Genomic DNA, 19,684 nt, shown 5'->3' on the forward strand with positions numbered 1-19,684 from the left:
TTGTTGGCTGACCCACCGCTTTCGCGAGCAAGCCCGCTCCCACATTTTGATTGTGCTGTTTTCAGGTTTTTGGCTGCAACAACAGCGCCACCAACGCACTCCACCCTGTCTGATGCGAAGCCCCCAACCCCCGCCCGGTCTCGCCATGAAAATACTCATGGAACAACACCAGGTCGCGGCTCGCCGGGTCCGCCTCCAACTGTGCATACCCCACCATCGACGGCCTCGAACCGTTCTCATCCCTCAGAAACAAACGCGTCAACCGCTGACTGAGCCCATCGGCAACCTCCTCCAGCGACGCCAGATACCCACTCCCCGCCGGATACTCCACCGAGAAATTATCCGCGTAGTACCGATGAAACTCCCGCAGCGACTCAATCAGCATGTAATTGACCGGCATCCACAAGGGCCCACGCCAGTTGGAGTTACCCCCATACAACCGCGAATCCGACTCTGCCGGCTCATAACGGGCACACAGGGTATTGCCATTCATCTTCAGCGCCAGCGGCTCTTCGGCAAACGCTTTCGACAGCGACCGCACACCAAACGTCGAGAGAAACTCAGACTCATCCAGCATGCGCCGCAGCAAATCCTTGGTTCGCTCACCCCGCAACAACGCCAGCAACAGCCGATTCCCCTGCCCCGGCTCGTTCCAGCGCGACACCAACTTGGCCAGGTCCGGCCGATGCTTCATAAACCCCAGCAACCGCTCGCGCAGCCCCTCCAGCCCTTCATGCTCGCGCTGCTCCAGCACCAGCACCGCAAACAGCGGCATCAGGCCGACGATAGAACGCAGCCGCACCGGCTCACTTTCACCGCCCGGACGATGCAGCACGTCATAGAAAAACTGATCCTGCTCATCCCATAAGCCTTCGGCGCCATCGTCAACGCGGTTGATCGCCCCGGCGATGTACAGGAAGTGCTCAAAGAACTTCACCGCGATATCCACATACACGACATTGCGTTTGGCCAATTCCAGGCCGATACGCATCAGGTCCAGCGCGTACGCCGCAACCCACGCTGTGCCGTCCGCCTGGTCCAACTGATAACCCGGCGGCAAATCAGCCGAGCGATCAAACAGCGCAATGTTGTCCAGCCCAAGAAACCCACCCTGGAACAGGTTGCGGCCCTCGGCGTCCTTGCGGTTGACCCACCAGGAAAAATTCAGCAGCAGCTTGTGGAAGATCCGCTCCAGGAAATCCATGTCGCCCACGCCATTCAGCGCCTTGTCCTGCTGATACACCCGCCAACTGGCCCAGGCATGCACCGGCGGGTTGGCGTCGTCAAAACGCCACTCGTAGGCCGGCAACTGACCGTTGGGGTGCATGAAACGGTCTTTCACCAACAGCAGCAGTTGCTGCTTGGCGTAACCCGGATCCATCAGGGCAAACGCCACGGCCTGGAAACCCTGGTCCCACGAGGCATACCACGGGTACTCCCAGGTGTCGGGCATCGAGAGAATGTCGAAATTCGACAAGTGCCGCCAATGGGTATTACGGATATGCAAACGCTCGGGCGGCGGCGCGGGCTGGGCCGGGTCGCCGTCGAGCCATTGATTCACGTCGAAGTAGTACAGCTGCTTGGACCACAGCAACCCGACCAGGGCCTGGCGCTGCACATTGCGTGCGTCTTCATCGGCGATGCCCTGTTGCAGCGCCGCGTAAAAGTCATCGGTCTCCTGGCGGCGCTCTTCGAATAGCTTGCGCGCATTGATCCACGGCGCCTCCACCGGGGCGAAGCGCAGGTACAGGGTTTTGCTTTCCTGGCCCGCCAGCTCGAGGATGAAACGCGCAGCCACCTTGGTACCCGCATCCCGGCGAATCGCTGCTTGCGCCCCCGTGGTCACATAGTCGTTGATCCCGTCCTTGAACGGCCCCGGCGCCGGTTGCCCGTCCAGCCTGGGGTAGTTGGTTTCGTTCTCGCAGAACAGCCATTCCACCCCGTCCTGGCCCCAGGCACTCAGGTGGCGATCGAACAGCTCATGGTGCCGCGCCACCACCTGTTCGCCCTCCAGGCGCAATTCAGGCTTGGGGGCATCGTGGGTCCAACTCCAGTCGTTGCGCGCCCACAGGTGCGGCATCACCTGCAAGCGTGTGGGCTGGTCCGATCGGTTGTGCACGGTGATGCGCATGAACACGTCATCGGGCTGGTGCTTGGCGTATTCCACCGTGACGTCGCAGTAGCGGTTGTCTTCGAAAACCCCGGTATCGAGGATTTCGTATTCGGCATCCCCCAGGCCACGCCGGGCGTTTTCGGCGATCAGGTCGTCATAGGGAAAAGCCGCGTGGGGGTATTTGTAGAGCATGCGCATGTAGGCATGGCTCGGCACGCCATCGACGAAAAAGTACAGTTCCTTGACGTCTTCGCCGTGGTTGCCCTCGGCGTTGTTCAGGCCGAACAGGCGCTCCTTGATGATCGCGTCGCGCTCGTTCCACAGCGCCAGGCCCAGGCACCAGCGCTGGGCCTTGTCGCTGAAGCCCGCCAGGCCATCCTCGCCCCAGCGGTAGGCGCGGCTGCGGGCATGTTCGTGGGGGAAGTAGCGCCAGGCATCGCCGTCGGCGCTGTAGTCTTCGCGCACCGTGCCCCATTGCCGTTCGCTCAGGTAGGGGCCCCAGTCACGCCAGCGTTCGCCGTCAGGTTTGGCCAGGCGCTGGCCTTCAATCGTTTCCAGAATGTTCGTCGCAGGCTGTGCCGTCATCGAGTCTTCCGTCGCGTTCAGAGGTGACGGCCAGTGTAGAGCCCTTCGACGGTGAGATGCACGTGAAGCTGACGTCATCCAGCTCATTCATTTGCAGAATGAAGTCCAGAGGAATCTTCGTTTGCAAGGCGTCGGCAGGCCCAACAAAATCAGGCAACCGTGCCTTTCCTCTCTATAGCCGCCAGGAATTTTTCTATGCCCGCCGCCCGCCCAGTCAGCCCTGACGAGATTCGCAAAGGCTTCTCCAAGGCCATGTCCGACATGTACCGCGATGAAGTGCCGCTGTATGGCGCACTGATGGAACTGGTGGCCGAGACCAATGCCCGGGTGCTGGAAACCGACACCGCGCTGGCGCACCAACTGAAGCGCACCGGGGAAATCCAGCGCCTGGACAGGGAGCGCCACGGCGCCATCCGCCTGGGCACCGCTGAAGAACTGGCCACCATCAGCCGCCTGTTTGCGGTGATGGGCATGCAGCCGGTGGGCTATTACGACCTCACGCCGGCCGGGGTACCGGTGCACTCCACCGCCTTTCGCGCCGTGCATGAAAGCGCCCTGCAAACCAGCCCGTTCCGAGTGTTCACTTCACTGCTGCGCCTGGAACTGATCGAAAACCCGGAACTGCGGGCCTTCGCCCAGTCAGCCCTGGCCAAGCGTTCGATCTTCACCCCACGCGCCCTTGAGCTGATCCAACAAGCCGAAGCCGACGGCGACCTCGATGCCGCCCATGCCGAAGAGTTTATCCAGCAAGCCCTGGAAACCTTCCGCTGGCACCACACCGCCACCGTCACGGCCGCGCAATACCAGCAACTGAGCGACCAGCACCGGCTGATCGCCGACGTGGTCGCCTTCAAGGGCCCGCACATCAACCACCTGACACCGCGCACCCTGGACATTGACCAGGTGCAGGCGGCAATGCCCGGCAAAGGCATCACCCCCAAGGCGGTGATCGAAGGCCCGCCCCGCCGCCAGTGCCCGATACTGCTGCGCCAGACCAGCTTCAAGGCCCTGGATGAAGTCATTGCCTTTACCGATGCCAAGGGCAGCCACAGCGCGCGCTTTGGTGAAATCGAACAACGCGGCGTGGCGCTGACCCCCAAGGGCCGCGCGCTGTACGACCAATTGCTGAATGCCGCACGGGATGAATTGGGCGCGTTTCCGAATGAGGCCAATGCCGGGCGCTACACCGAATTGATGGAGCAGCACTTCCAGGCGTTTCCCGATAATTACCAGCAGATGCGTGAGCAGGAGCTGGCGTACTTCCGCTATTTCGTAACCGAGAAAGGCTTGGCCGCCCAGGACAAGTTTAAAACCCTGGACGAACTGATCGCCGCCGGCCACGTGGACGTGGAGCCGTTGGTGTACGAAGATTTTCTGCCGGTGAGTGCGGCGGGGATTTTCCAGTCGAACCTGGGGGATGCGGCTCAGAGTCACTACGCGGCCAACTCCAACCAGGCCGAGTTTGAAAAGGCCTTGGGTCGCCAGACTATCGACGAGTTGAAGTTGTACGGTGAAACCCAGCAGCGCTCGATTGACGAATGCAAGCGCGCGCTGCTGGCTTGAAAGAGAGAGTTCGCCCGGCCACAGCGCATTCCATGCGCCGTCTAAGAGCCCCAGTGCCGGGCGAACGGTTGGCATGATAGGCAGCGACGGGGTCGCTGTCTTTCAGGCAATTCTGAACAAATATTTTACTTGGCCGCGGCTTTCTCCAACTGCTCGACGATCTTGTCTTTGATCAACAGGCGTTTCTTCTTCAGCTTCTCCAGCTCCTCGTCACCGCCGCTTGAGGACTCAAGCTCCAGCACCTCCTTGTCGGCGCTGTCGTATTGGTGGAGCAGCGAATCCAATCGGTTATCGCTCGCCCTGCGTTCATGAATAGCTTCCTTGCTCAAACCCAGGTCCTGATACAGGTCGTGTTTCACTGGCATGGAGTACCTCCGCAAGTTGATCATTGACTGAATGCCCCTTGAAGCTAGCCCATCCGGCGGGCTCTTGTCATGTTTGAGATCAACCTGTCGCGTTTGCGTCCCCGTTCGTCGCGGGGCAGACGATTTCATAAAACCTTTGGCGCACGCTGCCCTCCACTGTAGATCGTCACCCGATGGAGAACAGGTTCCATGAATCACGCTGCCAACGCTGTCGACACCCAGTGCATCAACACCATTCGTACCCTCGCCATGGACGCTGTGCAAAAGGCCAACTCCGGCCACCCCGGCACGCCCATGGGCCTGGCGCCCGTCGGTTACACCTTGTGGAGCCGCTTCCTGCGTTATCACCCCGAGCACCCCGACTGGCCCAACCGTGACCGTTTCGTATTGTCGGTGGGCCATGCCTCGATGCTGTTGTATTCGCTGCTGCACCTGGCCGGTGTGGTGGAGATTGATGCCCACGGCAAGCGCTCCGGCCAACCGGCCATCAGCCTGGACGACATCAAGCAGTTCCGGCAGATGAGCTCCAAAACCCCCGGCCACCCCGAATACCGCATGACCACCGGTGTGGAAACCACCACCGGCCCCCTCGGCCAGGGGTGCGCCAACAGCGTCGGCATGGCCATGGCCGAGCGTTGGCTGGCCAAGCGTTTCAACCGTGACGACCAGGTGCTGTTCGACTACAACGTCTACACCCTGTGCGGCGACGGCGACATGATGGAAGGCATCAGCAGCGAAGCCGCGTCCATCGCCGGGCACTTGAAGCTGGAGAACCTGTGCTGGATCTACGACAACAACACCATCAGCATCGAAGGCCACACCGAACTGGCCTTCAGCGAAGACGTGATCAAGCGTTTCCAGGCCTATGGCTGGCACACCTTGCACGTCACCGATGCAAACAACCTGCTGGCTTTGAGCGACGCGCTTAGCACCTTCCAGAAAAACACTGGGGCACCGACGCTGATCGTGGTCGACAGCGTGATCGGCTATGGCTCGCCCCACAAGCACAACACCGCGTCGGCCCATGGCGAGCCTTTGGGCGATGAAGAAATCCGCCTGACCAAAGCCGCGTACGGCTGGCCCGAAGACTCAAGCTTCCTGGTGCCGGATGAAGCGCGCACGGTCCTGCGGGATGCACTGCTCAAGCGCAGCAAGCCGCTGTATGAGCAATGGACTGAGACCCTGTCCCACCTCGAACAGTACGAACCGGAACTGGCCGATGAACTGCGCCGCATGCGTGCCGGCGAGATGCCCGAGCATTGGCAGGAGCAACTGCCGAGCTTCGCCGCGGATGCCAAGGGCGTCGCCAGCCGTGCCGCCGGGGGCGAGGTGTTGAATGCGTTTGCCAAGCAGATCCCGTGGCTGCTGGGGGGCTCGGCAGACTTGTCGCCGTCCACCAAGACCAACCTGACGTTCGACGACGCCGGGCGCTTCAGCGCCGAGAACTACGGCGGGCGCAACCTGCACTTCGGCATTCGTGAACATGCCATGGGCGCGATTGCCAACGGCATGGCGCTGTCGTACCTGCGGCCCTACACCTCGACCTTCCTGGTGTTCAGCGACTACATGAAACCGCCGATTCGCCTCGCGGCAATCATGGAGCTGCCGGTGGTGTTCGTGTTTACCCATGACTCGATTGGTGTCGGCGAAGACGGCCCCACTCACCAGCCCATCGAACACCTGACCCAACTGCGGGCCACCCCGGGTTTGCTGACCCTGCGCCCGGGCGACGCGAATGAAACCCTGGAAGCCTGGAAGATCGCCCTGGCCCAGACCCATCGGCCGACCTGCGTGGTGCTGTCGCGGCAGAACCTGCCGACCCTGGACCGCACGAAATACGCAGCGGCGTCGGGTACATCCCGTGGTGCTTATGTGCTGGCCGGCGCCGATAAGCCCCAGGTGATCCTGATGGCCACCGGCAGTGAAGTCAGCCTGGCGGTAGACGCCTATGAGCAACTGAAGACTGAAGGCGTGGCGGCGCAAGTGGTGTCGATGCCGAGCTGGGAACTGTTCGAAGAACAGGACCAGGCCTACCGCGACAGCGTGCTGCCACCCGCAGTGAAGGCACGACTGGTGGTGGAACAGGCCGGCCCGTTGGGTTGGGATCGCTACGTGGGGCAAACCGGGGCCAAAGTGGTGATGAACAGCTTTGGCGCCTCGGCACCGCTGTCCAAGTTGCAGGCCAAGTTCGGCTTTACCCTGGACAATGTGGTGAAGCTGGCGAAGGAGCAAGTCAGGCTCAACAGCTGACCCAGTGCATGCATGCCGGGCGTGGCCTACCGAGGCAAACCTCGGCGCCACGCCCTGCTGCTCATTTCCCGCCGGTGACATCCAGGAACGTACCGGTGATGAAGGACGCCTCGGCGCCTGCCAGCCACAGGATCGCCCGAGCCACTTCTTCAGGCTGACCGCCGCGGCCCATGGGGATCGAATCCTTCACGCGATCAACCCGCCCTGGCTCCCCGCCACTGGCGTGAATGTCGGTGTAGATATGCCCCGGGCGGATGCAGTTGACGCGTATTCCCTCCCTGGCCACTTCCTTGGCAAACCCGATGGTGAAGGTCTCGAGAGCCCCCTTTGATGCGGCGTAGTCGACATATTCGTTGGGGCTGCCCAGCCGGGCGGATGCCGACGAGATATTGATCACGGCACCACCCCGCCCCTGGTGACGAAACGACATGCGCTTCACCGCTTGCTGGGCACACAGCATCGGCCCGATCGCGTTGACCGCGAAAATCCGCTGCATCCGCTCGAACGGCAAGTCTTCGACCCGGGACTGCAACGCGTTGATCCCGGCGTTGTTAACCAGCACATCGATGCGCCCGAACGTCCGATCTATCGCCGCAAATAACTGGACGACCTGCTCCGGGTCTGCGCTGTCCGCGCGTACGGCCAACGCCCGGCGCCCTGCCGCTTCTACATCCGCCACCACCGCGAGGGCGGCAGACTCATCGGAAACGAAGCTGATCGCCACGTCATAACCTTGTGCGGCGGCCAGCCGCGCGGTGGCGGCGCCAACGCCACGACTTCCACCTGTTATCAGAATCAGCGGTGCCTGCGGGACGGTATCCATTGCGCGAACCTTCATGTGGTGGTGAGAAATGCTTTACCTGTCCTCAGCCAATGAGGATGGTGCCGGTGGCGATCACCACGCAAGCCAATACCTTACGCACCGTCAGTGTCTCGCCCAGGAAGAAATAGCCGATCAGTGCCGCAAACAGCACGCTGGTCTCGCGCAAGGCCGAGACCGCGCCCATGGGCGCACCGGCCATGGCATAGATAATGATTCCGTAGGCCAGGAGCGACACCAGCCCACCGGCGAAGGCCGTGAAAAACCCGGGCCGCAGGCTGAACAGACTTTTCGGGCCCCGCAGGCCGATATACACCCCCGGCATCAACACGCCCCACAAGGCGCACATCCACACCGTATAGGCCATCGGCGCACCCGACAGGCGCGCGCCGATGCCGTCTGTCACGCTGTAGGCGGCAATGAAACAGCCGGTGCCCAGGGCGTATGGCAGGCTGGGAACGGCGAGCCGGCGCCCCCTGAACGCCAGGGAAATGATGCCGCCCGACACCAGGGCAATGCCCAGAAGCGAGCTGGCCGAGACACTCTCCCCGGCAAACACGGCGGCACCCAGGGTGATCAGCACCGGCGAGGAGCCCCGTGAAATCGGATAGGTCTGCCCCAGGTCTCCGACTTTGTAGCTGCGCACCAGGAACAGGTTGTAGCCCACGTGCAGCACCGCTGACAGCACCACATAAAACCAGCTGGCTGGCGCCGGAGGGTCCAGGAACACCGCAACGCCGCCACTGGCGATAGCGACCGCCAGGCACATCACCGTCATCGACCAGAGTCGATCGGCGCCGCCACGCAGCAGCGCATTCCAACTGGCGTGCAGTAAGGCAGCGAAGAGGACCAGGAGAATAATGGGATAAGGCATGCGCCCATCCTAAGCAAACCGGCGCCTTAACTGAAGCGAAGTCTGCTCATTGAAGAATGAGCAAATCCTCATGCTTTATTCATAAGCCAGTCCGGCGTTTACGGCTTCCTGCATCAGCCAATCACGAAAGCTGACGATATGCGGCTGGGACTCGATGCCTTTGGGGCAGACAAAGTAATAAGCGACCGGTGACGGGAACGGCACATCGAACAGCCTCACCAGACTGCCATCGCTCAGCTCTGACTCCACATGCCCACTGCGCGCCAATGCAATGCCCTGGCCGAGCAAGGCCGCCTCTATCGTCATGTTGGTATCCGCAAACCTGACACTTTCCTTGAGCGGCGCAATCGCCAGCCCGACGTGCTGGAACCATACTTCCCACTTCGGCACCAGGTCGGCGCCGTCGCGCATCAGCAAGGGATAGCGCAGCAATTCGGCGGGTGTGTGTGGCCGGCCAAAGCGTTTCAACAGATCGGGACTGGCCACCGGAAAAATCTGCTCGCGGAACAGGAACTCCGAGTACAGCGCCGGGTAATTCCCGTTGCCCAGGCGGATCGCAACATCAGCCTCCGCGCTTGAAAAGTTGATGATCTTGTCGCTGGAGTCCAGGGTGACCAATATTTCAGGGTGCCGTTGGGCCAGGCTTGGCAGTCGGGGCAGCAGCCATTTCAGCGCGAAGGAATAGGTGGTACTGACCTTGAGCCGGACCCTGCCCTTTTGCTCGCGCAGGTCCGCGAGTGTTGCCTCAAGGTTCATGAAAAACTCGCGCACGATCGGCGCAAGGGCTGCTCCGGCAGGCGTCAGGCTGAGTGACTTGCCCCGCTGGAACAACTGCAATCCCCAGAGTTCTTCAAGGTGCTTGAGCTGATGGCTGACGGCACTCTGGGTGACATGCAACTCTTCTGACGCCGAGGTGAAGGTTGCGTGGCGTGTGGCAACCTCAAAGGCGCGCAATGTCGAGGTGGGTGGCAGGTCTCTCATGGCATTGCTTCACCGCTTATGAATAGATGCTCATGATAGAACATCTATTCATTGCGCTGTGGGCCGCCCCTCAAACCAGCTGGAACCGCGCCGTGTTGTCGCTCAACGCCCGGCTGCCCTTGCTCAACCTATCCGCCGCCTGGTTCACCGCCCGCGCGCCGTCGAGCAATCGCCCGGCGGCCTGGTCAACCTGCTGGATATTGCCGCTCACTTCATCCGCCGTCGCTGCCTGTTCCTCAACCGCCGTGGCGATCTGCGCCAGGGTGTCAGTGACGCTCTGCACCGCGCTGGCGATCTCCCCCAGGCGATGGCCCAGGCCCGTGACGGACTCGGCATCGGTCACCGCCTGCTCACAGGCCACGCCCATCAGGGTGACCGCCTGGCTCACCGTCGCGCGCAAACTGTCGACCGTGCCGGCGATCTGCGCCGTGGAGGCCTGGGTCCGTTGCGACAGGCTGCGCACCTCATCGGCCACCACCGCAAAACCCCGCCCCTGTTCACCAGCCCGCGCAGCCTCGATGGCAGCGTTCAGCGCCAGCAGGTTGGTCTGCTCGGCGATACCCCGAATGGTGTCAACCACCGACTGGATCTGCTGGCCCTGCTGGCTGACGCGCTCCAATGCATCGGAGGTGTCGGTCAAGCGCTGGTTGAGTTGCTGGATACTCGCGGTGGTGCGCTGGCTGTCGCGGCTGCTGTCTTCGGCAATCTGCCGGGTTTTCTGCGCGCTGCCGGAGGCCTGTTCGCAGCTCTTGGCGACGCCCATGGAGGTCGCGGCCAACTGTGTGGCGGCCGCTGCAATCTGGCTGATCTGCTGTTGCTGGTCTTCCACTTCGGTCAGCGTGCTGCCCGATTGCGAATTGAGTGTCAGCACCGCAGAGCCCAACTGCTGCGTCTCGTGATTGACCCCCAGCAGGCTGGTGCGCAACTGCACCACCGCCACGTTGAGCGCCGTGCTGATGGCCGCCAGTTCATCGCGCCCTTCCACCGCCACTTCAACGCACAGATTACCGTCGCGCAGGGATTCGGCCAGGGTGGTGATGCCGCTGGCACTGCGGCGAATCGATGCCTGCAAGCACACGAACAGGTACAGGGCTGCCAGCGCCAGCACGCTGAACGTCACCGCCACCGGGATGAATTGCTTGAGCGAGCTGTCGCGGTAGTAACCCAGGCGCGCGTCCAGCGAGGTCAGCGACTGTTTACGCAACGCGCCGAGGGCGCCAAGCATGCCATCCACACTGCGTTCGAAGCCGGTGGTATCGAGCTTGATGGTGCCGCCGAACACGCCTTCGTCCAGGGTCTTCAGTTCGTTGTCCAGCAGTTGCAAGCTGTCGTCGTATGGCGCGATCCAGGTTTGCAGCCCCGGGTATTGCTTGGCCTTGAGGGATGCGGCGGCCTTGACCAACTGGTCCCTTGCGTCGCCGATGCGACCGCGCAAATCACGCATCTGCAAACGGCTTTGCAGGGTGAACTGCCCCGATGCGATGGATGACTGCCCGACGCTCGCCATACGCCCGATACGCTCGATCAGGTCGGGGGTTTGCTGGGTGGAAATCTGCATCAGCAAATAGGTTTCAAGCCACGGATCGAGGATCAACCCGGTGTCCATGGTGATCTGTTCGCGCAGGGTTTGCATCGCGCTCAGCGCAGACGTGAAACGGTCATAACCATCCGGCCACCAGCCCACGGTGCGCAGGGATTGGGAATCCATGCCCGTGACCGAGGCTTGCAATGCCTCAAAACGTGCAAGGGTATCCGGGCGGGCGTTCTGGGCTTTGAGGGCCTCGCCCAGGGCCTGCACGCTTTGCAGGATCAGCGGGAAATTGGTATCGACCGCAGTCATGGCCGCCTTGGCCGCGGGTGTCTGGTCGTGGAGGATGTCGGCAGCTTTCCAGCGCGCCGCCAGGTTGCGCTGGGCGGTCAGTTGGGCGTCCAGGGCATCCAGCGCCAGCAGTTCGCGCACCCCGGATTGCTCATTGGAAATCACCGTCAGCTTGGTGCGGTACTCCTGCGCGATCATCCACAGGCTGCCCGCCAGGGGCAGCATGAACAGGAAAAAAAGGATCTGGAACTTGCGCGCGAATCCAAAACGTCCGAGCAGGCGGATACCTGGCGACAACACACTTTGCATGTCCGACTACTCCTAGAACCACTCGCCTCAACAGCGAATCAAGCTTTGAAATGATTGACGGCAAAATGCCATGTCATTGATTAAGCTGGCTCTAGCAAGAAACGGACCGCTGTTGTCGGGCCCGCTGGATAGGCGGGACGTCGTGCAAAACACGCTGTACCGTGCGCGAAAATGGGGCGAAAGCACTCAGCGCAGGTGGCAGAACGGTAACCGTCTGACCAATACCGCAAGCGTAAGGGCAGCCGACAACCTGTGGCGAGGGAGCTTGCTCCCTCGCCACAGGGTGAGTGCTTGCTGAATCAGGAGTGCCAATGGACGGCGCGCCCGGAATTTCGGCGGAGAGCGGGATTTACTTTCTGGGTTTGCCGAACCTGGTGAACCTTTTGCTGTGGGGAAATTGATGCAGCTCGGACTCACATGGCAGACGTTGGCGACGGGTCCTCACAAAACGTGTTGAGAGGCTGCTTCGGGTCGACGCTCTTCGGAATGTACGTTCCAGAAAGGCATCGGAAACAAACTGCTGCGTAGCGTCCTGGCCTATGCGAAATCCCAGCCTCAGCTTTTGCTCGTTCAACTCACCCTCACCGAGGGTAATTTGCTTGTGGATCATGGCAGCACACGCACAGCTTGTTGCCATCAGTATCTCGAAAATACGCGCCGTAATAATCGGGGTGGTAGTGAGGCCTTAATCCAGGCTCTCCTTCACATATCCCGCCGAGCGCCAACGCCGCTGTATAACTTCTTCTAACCGCTTCCCGACTGGGCGCAAGTAGCCCCACCATCTGCCCATTCCCGGGTGCACTCGGGTTGCCATCAAATGGCGCCCCAATGACGAAGATCGGACGAGGTGCGGTTTCAGCCACCCAACCGGCCCACGGTTTATCCGCATCGCAAAATTTCAACCTGAGGCCCAACTCAGCCATCACCTTCGAATAGAAAGCAAAAGCCCGATCAAAATCACCTGTACCTAAAAACACATGGGAAATCATGGTGGCTACCCTGGGGCAATGAATGCCCATGAGTCTGGCGCGAAATGATTGCTGGCGAAAGCCTGATGACTCCGTCCGGCATATGTACGGCTCCCCTCCCCTCATACGCTCATAAAAACCGCAAATCCCAACAATCCGCAGGGTGCCGCCCGGCATTTCGTCAACCCATAATGGGCTTACAACAATAAAGGGGCTCACCCCGGGGCGTGTAAGCCATGTACAGAGACCATATCGTCAAGACCCGCATGACGGACAGCGCGGTATTCATGGGCGCGGTGGCCGTGGTGATTTTCATCATCACGCTCGCCTGCGGCGTCGGTGAAGGCCGCCTCTCCCACTTGATGGGCCCCATCGTTCTCGACCTGAAGGCACCACTGGCACGAGATATTGCAGTGGGCGGCACGTTCACCCTGACGGTGGTGCTGAACCTGTTCATCCTTGGCCGCTTTCCCTTGCGCGCGCAGATCATCACGGTCTGGTGCGAGTTGCTGGTGCTGTTCCTGTTGTTCTTCGACACCTTCAACCTTTCCTACAGTTTCATCGCGACCAAAATCGGCTTCATGATCACCCAGGGGGTGTTCACCACCGTCTACGTGTCGGCGATTTCGATTGCGATTGCGTTCGTCCTGGCGCTGCTGGGCGCCACCGCGCGCTTGTCTTCCAACGGCTTCGCGATTGCGATTGCGAGCTTCTACACCTCGTTTTTCCGCGGCGTCCCGCTGCTGATCCAGATCTATCTGATTTACCTGGGCATCCCTCAGCTGGGTTATGTGGTCGGCGCGGTTCCAGCCGGGATCCTGGCGCTCTCGCTGTGTTATGGCGCCTACATGACGGAGATCTTCCGCGCCGGTATCAGCAGCATCTCGCGGGGCCAGTGGGAAGCCTCGCGGGCGATTGGCCTGAACCCGTTCCAGACGATGACCCGGGTGATTCTCCCGCAGTCCATGCGCCTGATCATTCCGCCAACGGGCAACCAGTTCATCTCGATGCTCAAGGACAGTTCGCTGGTGTCGGTGATCGGCGTCTGGGAGCTGATGTTCCTGGCACGAACCCAGGGACGCGCCGAGTTCCGGCACCTGGAAATGCTGATCACCGCCGCCGTGCTGTATTGGCTGCTGTCGATCGTGCTGGAAACCGTCCAGGCCCGCCTGGAAAAGCACTTCAACCGCGCCCATCGCTGAACCAGGAGCATGACGATGAATCAGCCCTCAATAGTCCCTGCTCCATACCCTGCAATATCGATTCAGGACATGCATAAATGGTATGGCGATTTTTATGTGCTCAAGGGCATCGACCTGCACATTGCCAGCGGTGAAATCGTGGTGGTCTGCGGGCCGTCGGGCTCCGGCAAGTCCACGTTGATTCGCTGCCTGAACCTGCTGGAAGACTTCCAGAAAGGCCACGTGTTCATCGAGGGCACCGAGTTGACCCGTGATGCCGCCTGCGTGGCGGGCATAAGGCGCCAGGTCGGCATGGTGTTCCAGCAGTTCAACCTGTTCCCGCACATGACGGTGCTGGAGAACCTCATGGTGGGACCGCGCCTGGTGAGCAAGCTCAGCGAGCCCCAGGCCCGCGAACTGGCCTATGAATACCTGGATCGGGTGCGCATCGGGAACCAGGCCGACAAATACCCCAGCCAGCTCTCGGGCGGCCAGCAGCAGCGCGTCGCCATTGCCCGGGCCTTGTGCATGCGCCCGCGCATCATGCTGTTCGACGAGCCCACGTCGGCCCTTGACCCCGAGATGGTCAAGGAAGTGCTGGACGTGATGGGCGAACTGGCCCAGGACGGCATCACCATGGTCTGCGTCACCCACGAGATGGGATTCGCCCGGCGGGTGGCCGACCGGATCATCTTCATGGATCTGGGCTGCATCATCGAGCAAGCCAAACCCACCGAGTTTTTTGACAACCCGCAGCACGAGCGTGCCCGGGAATTCCTGTCGCAGATTCTCAGCCACTGAGCAGCACCATCGAACCTTGCGAAGTCACCGATAAAAACAACAGGCACCGCACTCAAGATACTGGAGGCTTACCCATGATCTCGTTCACTCGCTTCTTCACCGCAGCCGCTGTCGCCACCGCCCTCACCAGCCTCACAGGCGCGGCCTGGGCGGGCTCGACCCTCGACCGCATCCATGAAACCAAGGTGATCAAGGTGGCCACCTCGGCCAACTGGCCACCGCAATCGTTCCTGGGCCCGGACAATAAGCTGCAAGGCTTCGATATCGACGTCGCCAGCGAAATCGGCAAACGCCTGGGCAGCAAAGTCGACTTCGTGACGCCCGAATACGGAATCATCACCGCCGGGCGCTGGTCGAGCCGCTGGGACCTGTCGGTCGGCTCCATGACGCCTACCACCGAGCGCACCCGGGTGCTCGACTTCCCCGCGATCTACTACTACACGCCGTATGTATTCGCGGTGCACAAGGACGCGGCCGAGACCAAAGTGGCGGACCTGAACGGCAAGATCATCGGCGTCGAAGCCGGTACGACTTCGGAGGACTATATCAACCGCCGCCTGAAGATCGACGCCGCCGATGTGCCGCCGTTCACTTACGAAGTCACCCCCGGCGAGGTTCGCACGTACGGCGACAGCATGGGCCCGCTGGATGACCTGCGCATGGGAGACGGGGTGCGCCTGAACGCAACCCTGTCCGCCCTGCCCACCATCGTCGCCGCCGTCAAGAATGGCTACCCCATCGTCAGGGTGGAAGGCAAACCCGCCTACTACGAACCCCTGGCCATCGCCGTGGACAAGGGCGATGAGGCGTTCAACAGCGCGCTGACCAAGATCGTCGCCGACATGAAAGCCGATGGCACGCTCAAGCAATTGTCAGAGAAATGGTACGGCGCCGACCTCACCCAGGTGCAGTAAAAAACCCCACAGGCCGTACAGGCGCCCCGTCCTCGACGCGGCGCGCTGTATGCCTGCGCCGCAAAAAAAGGACGGCCGACTTCATGTTCACCTATAACAACAATTACTACACCGCCACGATGCGCGACACGACTGAACGCCAGGCGCTGTGTGGCAACGCCCAGGCCGATGTGTGCGTGATCGGCGCCGGGCTGGCGGGGCTGAGCACGGCGTGGGAACTGGTCTCCCGCGGGCAGTCGGTGGTGCTGCTGGATGCCGGTCGCGTGGCCTGGGGAGCGTCGGGGCGCAACGGTGGCTTCGTGCTCCAGGGCTGGTCCGAAGGGTTGGCCGCCATCGAGCGACGCTGCGGCAAACCGACGGCCGCCGCGCTGTTCAAACTGTCGCTTGAAGGCGTCGAAATTGTTCGGGGCATGATCGCCGGTCATCAGTTGCCCGGCTGCACGCCAACCCCGGGGAAACTGAGTGTGGTGCGCTACGAAGATGGCGACAACCTGCAGCGCGTGCGGGACAAAATGGCCGCGGATTTCGACTTTCACCTCGACTACCTGGATCGCCAGGCGGTGCGCGAAAAGCTCAAGACCGAGCGGTATTTCCAGGCGCTGCGCGACAACCATGGCTTTCACTTCCACCCCTTGAACTATTGCCTCGGCCTGGCCCGACTGATCGAGCAAAGTGGTGGCAAAATCCATGAACGCTCGCCCATGACCGCCGTCGAAAGCCGCAACGGGCGACACCGGGTCATCACCGATCAGGGCACTGTCGATTGTGCCCATGTGGTGTACTGCTGCGGCGGCTATGGGGGGCCTGAGTTCGGCAAATTACGCCGCGCCTTCCTGCCGATCGCGACCTATGCAGTGCTGACCGAGCACCTGGGCGATCGCCTGGCCGAGGCGGTCTGTACCTCCGATGCCGTGGGCGATAACCGCCGGGCCTCGGACTATTACCGCATCGTCGAGGGCGACCGCCTGCTCTGGGGCGGCCGCATTACCACGCGCAACCTGCAGGATGAGAAACGCCTGGGGCAATTGCTGACGCAGGATATCCTCGACGTTTATCCGCAATTGCGCGGCATCAGGATCGACAAGGCCTGGTCCGGGTTGATGGGTTATGCGCGGCACAAGATGCCGCACATTGGCCCGCTGAGGCAGGGATTGTGGGCGTGTACATCATTTGGTGGCCATGGTATGAACACCGCGCCGATCGGCGCACGCGTCATCGCCGAGGCGATCTGCGGCGAAACCGATCGCTACCGCCTGTTCGATGCCTACGGCCTGGAATGGAATGGCGGCCCCCTGGGCCCGGCGGCCGCACAAACGGTTTACGCCGGCCTGAAAATGATGGATATGTTTCAGGAAAAGCGCTCGCAACACAGGGCGACTCATAAAAACTGAACCCCAGCGAGGGTCAAGGACGTGTCCATGGATACGCAGAATCCCGGTCCACTGTTTAACCTCACCGACAAGGACAGGCAATTGCTTGGCCTGCTGCAAGCCAACGCACGCGAACCCACCGCGTCATTGGCCCGCAAGCTCGGGGTCTCGCGCTCTGCGGTACAGGAGCGGATTACCCGCCTGGAAAAGGCCGGCGTCATCACCGGCTACAGCGTGCGCATCGACCAGGACCGACTTCAGCAGACGGTGACCTGCTTTACCATGACCTCCTGCACCAACAAGAGCTACACCGATGTGATGACCTCGCTGCGCAGGATGGAAGCGGTGCAGGCCGTGTATGCGGTCTCGGGAGAGTCCGATTTCATCATTCACCTGGCCACCGCCACCCTGAGCGAACTCAATGCCGAGCTCATCAGGATCAACATGATCAAAGGGGTGGCTCACACCGCTTCGCATATCGTGATGGAAACCAAGTTCAGCCGAAAACTGATGGTGTGAAGTGCTGCCGGCCGTGGGAAACCGCGCGCCTCACGCTCTCCCCTCGGCTGCCATAGGAACTCAGCCACCTGACAAGTCATTCCTTGCAAAATAATTCGCCTCAACGCAATATTAAAAGCAATTGCTTGGTTAATTACCTCAAGCCTGACGCTTATGCCCTTCGCCGGCTTCCATACCGCGAACGCATTACAAGGAATCGTTGATGCAAACCCAAGACAGCAGTTGGGGCGAGTTGCTTAGCGGCAAGAACGCCACGCGCTCCATTGCCCTTTCAGGCGGCATCGCGCTGTATGCCACCAACACCTACATCGCCACCACCATCCTGCCGTCGGTGGTGGCCGAAATCGGCGGCCTGGCGCTTTATGCGTGGAGCACCACACTGTACGTGGTGGCCTCGATCCTCGGTTCCGCCCTCACCTCCAAGCTGTTGCAACGCACCGGTCCACGGCTGGCGTATGCGCTGGCCACACTGGTGTTCATGGTAGGCGTGCTGATCTGTGCCCTGGCGCCGAACATGCCGGTGATGCTCGTGGGGCGCTCCATCCAGGGGCTGGGCGGCGGGGTCTTGCTGGCCCTGTGTTACTCGATGATCCAACTGGTGTTCGAAGAGCGCCTGTGGCCGCGCGCAATGGCACTGGTGTCGGGGATGTGGGGCGTGGCGACGCTCGTCGGCCCGGCGGTGGGTGGCGTGTTTGCCGAGATGGACGCGTGGCGCCTAGCCTTCGGCTCGATGGTGCCGGTGAGCCTGGCGTACATGGTACTCACCAGCCGCGCCCTGCCCCCGCGCGACACCACGGCGACCGCCACCGCCCGTTTGCCGGTGCCGCAACTGGTGCTGCTGGCGGGCGCGGTGCTGGCGGTGTGTGCCGGCAGCGTCTCGGCGCTGCCGAGCTGGAACCTGTTGGGTATCGCCACCTGCGTCGTGCTGGTGGTGCTGTTGATCCGCAAGGAGTCCAGCGCCACCGTGCGTCTTTTGCCCCGGGATGCATTGAAGTTCAGCACCCCGCTCTGCGCGCTTTATGCGACCACCTGCCTGTTGGTGATCGGCATGAGCAGCGAGATCTTCATGCCGTACTTTCTGCAGCACTTGCATGGCCAGTCGCCGCTGATCGCCGGTTACATGGCCGCGCTGATGGCGGCCGGCTGGACGGTCTCGGAAATCATCAGCTCCGGCTGGACCGGCCGCGGTCCACATCGCGCCATCATCGCGGGGCCGCTGTTTATCGTGGCGGGCTTGATGATGCTGGCGATCACTACGCCCATCGCCAGCCAGGGCGAATGGACATTGCTGGCCCCTATCTGCCTGGGGCTGTTCCTGGTGGGGTTCGGCATCGGCCTGGGTTGGCCGCACCTGCTGACGCGCATCCTGCAAGTGGCTTCGGAACAGGACAAGGACACGGCCGCTTCGTCGATCACCACCCTGCAACTGTTCGCCATGGCCATGGGCGCGGCGCTGGCGGGGGTGATCTCGAACATGGCGGGCATCAATGAAGTGGCGGGCAATGGCGGCATCGCCCATGCCGCGCGCTGGCTGTTCGCGCTGTTTACCCTGGCACCCGTGTTGGCGCTGTTGATGGCGCTGCGGGCAACGCGGACGAAGCCGATCGAAGGCGCGCCCCTCGACCTTGGAATCGTCCAACCAGCCCCCATAACTAGCGAGGTATCCAACAAGGGGAAGCACAGACCATGACCAACCCGACCGAAACCGCCCTGCTCGCCGGCGGCTGCTTCTGGGGCATGCAAGACCTGCTGCGCCGCTACCCCGGCGTGCTGCACACGCGGGTCGGCTACACCGGCGGCGATGTGCCGAATGCCACGTATCGCAACCACGGCAACCATGCCGAAGCCATCGAGATCGTCTTCGACCCGACGGTGATCACTTACCGGCAGATCCTCGAGTTCTTTTTTCAGATCCACGACCCCAGCACGCCCAACCGCCAGGGCAACGACCTGGGCCCCAGCTACCGTTCGGCGATTTATTACCTGAGCGAACAGCAACGCGACATCGCTGAAGACACCGCTGCCGACGTCGACGCCTCAAAACTGTGGCCGGGCCGTGTCGTCACCGAGATCGAACCGGCGGGGCCGTTCTGGGAGGCGGAGCCGGAGCATCAGGATTACCTGGAGCGGATTCCGAATGGCTACACCTGCCACTTCATCCGACCCAACTGGAAACTGCCGAAACGCGGTTGAAAATGTGGGAGCGGGCTTGCTCGCGAAGGCGGTGTGTCAGTCAGCAAGTTCTTCACTGA

16 protein-coding genes are annotated in these 19,684 nt (G+C 61.7%); 9 read left to right on the forward strand and 7 right to left on the reverse strand.

Annotated features, from left to right (window positions below; all coding sequences use genetic code 11):
• Positions 1-61: 61 nt before the first annotated feature.
• A complete protein-coding gene (locus tag ACW9I6_RS20330; protein ID WP_457339736.1) occupies positions 62-2,698 on the reverse strand; it encodes an MGH1-like glycoside hydrolase domain-containing protein in 2,637 nt (878 codons plus the stop codon).
• Between the two features lie 195 nt (positions 2,699-2,893).
• Between ACW9I6_RS20330 and hglS the strand changes: the two genes are divergently transcribed.
• Positions 2,894-4,261, forward strand: coding sequence for a 2-oxoadipate dioxygenase/decarboxylase HglS (hglS, locus tag ACW9I6_RS20335; protein WP_457339737.1), 1,368 nt, complete (start codon positions 2,894-2,896; stop codon positions 4,259-4,261).
• Positions 4,262-4,386: 125 nt separating this feature from the next.
• Here hglS and ACW9I6_RS20340 read toward each other — a convergent pair whose 3' ends face one another.
• Positions 4,387-4,626 (reverse strand): DUF465 domain-containing protein, encoded by a 240-nt coding sequence (locus tag ACW9I6_RS20340; protein WP_102605146.1) that lies wholly within the window; start codon positions 4,624-4,626, stop codon positions 4,387-4,389.
• Between the two features lie 189 nt (positions 4,627-4,815).
• Here ACW9I6_RS20340 and tkt point away from each other — a divergent pair, with 189 nt between their 5' ends.
• A complete protein-coding gene (gene tkt / locus ACW9I6_RS20345) occupies positions 4,816-6,876 on the forward strand; it encodes a transketolase (protein WP_457339738.1) in 2,061 nt (686 codons plus the stop codon).
• Between the two features lie 61 nt (positions 6,877-6,937).
• Here the strand turns inward: tkt and ACW9I6_RS20350 are convergent, their stop codons facing one another.
• From ACW9I6_RS20350 to ACW9I6_RS20370, 5 genes are all read right to left on the reverse strand, one after another.
• On the reverse strand, positions 6,938-7,699 hold the full coding sequence (locus tag ACW9I6_RS20350) for an SDR family oxidoreductase (protein ID WP_003215653.1): 762 nt from the start codon (positions 7,697-7,699) through the stop codon (positions 6,938-6,940).
• A gap of 43 nt (positions 7,700-7,742) precedes the next feature.
• Complete coding sequence (locus ACW9I6_RS20355; protein WP_177008653.1) at positions 7,743-8,570, reverse strand: DMT family transporter; 828 nt, start codon at positions 8,568-8,570, stop codon at positions 7,743-7,745.
• 75 nt (positions 8,571-8,645) lie between these two features.
• Positions 8,646-9,551: a transcriptional regulator GcvA gene (gcvA, locus tag ACW9I6_RS20360; protein WP_087693730.1), complete on the reverse strand. Its 906-nt coding sequence runs from the start codon at positions 9,549-9,551 to the stop codon at positions 8,646-8,648.
• Between the two features lie 70 nt (positions 9,552-9,621).
• The gene (locus ACW9I6_RS20365) at positions 9,622-11,679 is read right to left on the reverse strand and encodes a methyl-accepting chemotaxis protein (RefSeq protein WP_457339739.1); all 2,058 of its coding nucleotides are present in this window, start codon (positions 11,677-11,679) and stop codon (positions 9,622-9,624) included.
• 581 nt (positions 11,680-12,260) lie between these two features.
• Positions 12,261-12,668, reverse strand: coding sequence for a VOC family protein (locus ACW9I6_RS20370; RefSeq protein ID WP_003215625.1), 408 nt, complete (start codon positions 12,666-12,668; stop codon positions 12,261-12,263).
• A 215-nt stretch (positions 12,669-12,883) separates the two neighbouring features.
• On the opposite strand from ACW9I6_RS20370, the gene ACW9I6_RS20375 reads away from it, so the two are divergent.
• The 7 genes from ACW9I6_RS20375 (at position 12,884) to msrA (ending at position 19,625) form a co-directional block, all read left to right on the forward strand.
• Entirely contained in the window at positions 12,884-13,849 is a 966-nt protein-coding gene (locus ACW9I6_RS20375; protein WP_008434702.1) for an amino acid ABC transporter permease, read from the forward strand.
• 15 nt (positions 13,850-13,864) lie between these two features.
• Positions 13,865-14,629, forward strand: coding sequence for an amino acid ABC transporter ATP-binding protein (locus tag ACW9I6_RS20380; RefSeq protein WP_457339740.1), 765 nt, complete (start codon positions 13,865-13,867; stop codon positions 14,627-14,629).
• A 74-nt stretch (positions 14,630-14,703) separates the two neighbouring features.
• On the forward strand, positions 14,704-15,543 hold the full coding sequence (locus ACW9I6_RS20385) for a transporter substrate-binding domain-containing protein (protein WP_003215621.1): 840 nt from the start codon (positions 14,704-14,706) through the stop codon (positions 15,541-15,543).
• 83 nt (positions 15,544-15,626) lie between these two features.
• Complete coding sequence (locus ACW9I6_RS20390; protein WP_457339741.1) at positions 15,627-16,934, forward strand: NAD(P)/FAD-dependent oxidoreductase; 1,308 nt, start codon at positions 15,627-15,629, stop codon at positions 16,932-16,934.
• Between the two features lie 27 nt (positions 16,935-16,961).
• On the forward strand, positions 16,962-17,432 hold the full coding sequence (locus tag ACW9I6_RS20395; protein WP_003215617.1) for an Lrp/AsnC family transcriptional regulator: 471 nt from the start codon (positions 16,962-16,964) through the stop codon (positions 17,430-17,432).
• 202 nt (positions 17,433-17,634) lie between these two features.
• Positions 17,635-19,122 (forward strand): MFS transporter, encoded by a 1,488-nt coding sequence (locus ACW9I6_RS20400; protein ID WP_177049891.1) that lies wholly within the window; start codon positions 17,635-17,637, stop codon positions 19,120-19,122.
• Positions 19,119-19,625: a peptide-methionine (S)-S-oxide reductase MsrA gene (gene msrA / locus ACW9I6_RS20405; RefSeq protein WP_003215613.1), complete on the forward strand. Its 507-nt coding sequence runs from the start codon at positions 19,119-19,121 to the stop codon at positions 19,623-19,625. Before ACW9I6_RS20400 ends, msrA begins: the two co-directional genes overlap by 4 nt.
• Positions 19,626-19,684 lie beyond the last annotated feature (59 nt).

It is taken from the genome of Pseudomonas sp. SDO5522_S412 (genome assembly GCF_054071215.1).

What these genes read in the sequence shown, in the direction of transcription:
- ACW9I6_RS20330 (WP_457339736.1), bottom strand. Translation starts at nt 2,698, where the DNA reads ATGACGGCACAGCCTGCGACGAACATTCTGGAAACGATTGAAGGCCAG.
- hglS (WP_457339737.1), top strand. Translation starts at nt 2,894, where the DNA reads ATGCCCGCCGCCCGCCCAGTCAGCCCTGACGAGATTCGCAAAGGCTTC.
- ACW9I6_RS20340 (WP_102605146.1), bottom strand. Translation starts at nt 4,626, where the DNA reads ATGCCAGTGAAACACGACCTGTATCAGGACCTGGGTTTGAGCAAGGAA.
- tkt (WP_457339738.1), top strand. Translation starts at nt 4,816, where the DNA reads ATGAATCACGCTGCCAACGCTGTCGACACCCAGTGCATCAACACCATT.
- ACW9I6_RS20350 (WP_003215653.1), bottom strand. Translation starts at nt 7,699, where the DNA reads ATGGATACCGTCCCGCAGGCACCGCTGATTCTGATAACAGGTGGAAGT.
- ACW9I6_RS20355 (WP_177008653.1), bottom strand. Translation starts at nt 8,570, where the DNA reads ATGCCTTATCCCATTATTCTCCTGGTCCTCTTCGCTGCCTTACTGCAC.
- gcvA (WP_087693730.1), bottom strand. Translation starts at nt 9,551, where the DNA reads ATGAGAGACCTGCCACCCACCTCGACATTGCGCGCCTTTGAGGTTGCC.
- ACW9I6_RS20365 (WP_457339739.1), bottom strand. Translation starts at nt 11,679, where the DNA reads ATGCAAAGTGTGTTGTCGCCAGGTATCCGCCTGCTCGGACGTTTTGGA.
- ACW9I6_RS20370 (WP_003215625.1), bottom strand. Translation starts at nt 12,668, where the DNA reads ATGATTTCCCATGTGTTTTTAGGTACAGGTGATTTTGATCGGGCTTTT.
- ACW9I6_RS20375 (WP_008434702.1), top strand. Translation starts at nt 12,884, where the DNA reads ATGTACAGAGACCATATCGTCAAGACCCGCATGACGGACAGCGCGGTA.
- ACW9I6_RS20380 (WP_457339740.1), top strand. Translation starts at nt 13,865, where the DNA reads ATGAATCAGCCCTCAATAGTCCCTGCTCCATACCCTGCAATATCGATT.
- ACW9I6_RS20385 (WP_003215621.1), top strand. Translation starts at nt 14,704, where the DNA reads ATGATCTCGTTCACTCGCTTCTTCACCGCAGCCGCTGTCGCCACCGCC.
- ACW9I6_RS20390 (WP_457339741.1), top strand. Translation starts at nt 15,627, where the DNA reads ATGTTCACCTATAACAACAATTACTACACCGCCACGATGCGCGACACG.
- ACW9I6_RS20395 (WP_003215617.1), top strand. Translation starts at nt 16,962, where the DNA reads ATGGATACGCAGAATCCCGGTCCACTGTTTAACCTCACCGACAAGGAC.
- ACW9I6_RS20400 (WP_177049891.1), top strand. Translation starts at nt 17,635, where the DNA reads ATGCAAACCCAAGACAGCAGTTGGGGCGAGTTGCTTAGCGGCAAGAAC.
- msrA (WP_003215613.1), top strand. Translation starts at nt 19,119, where the DNA reads ATGACCAACCCGACCGAAACCGCCCTGCTCGCCGGCGGCTGCTTCTGG.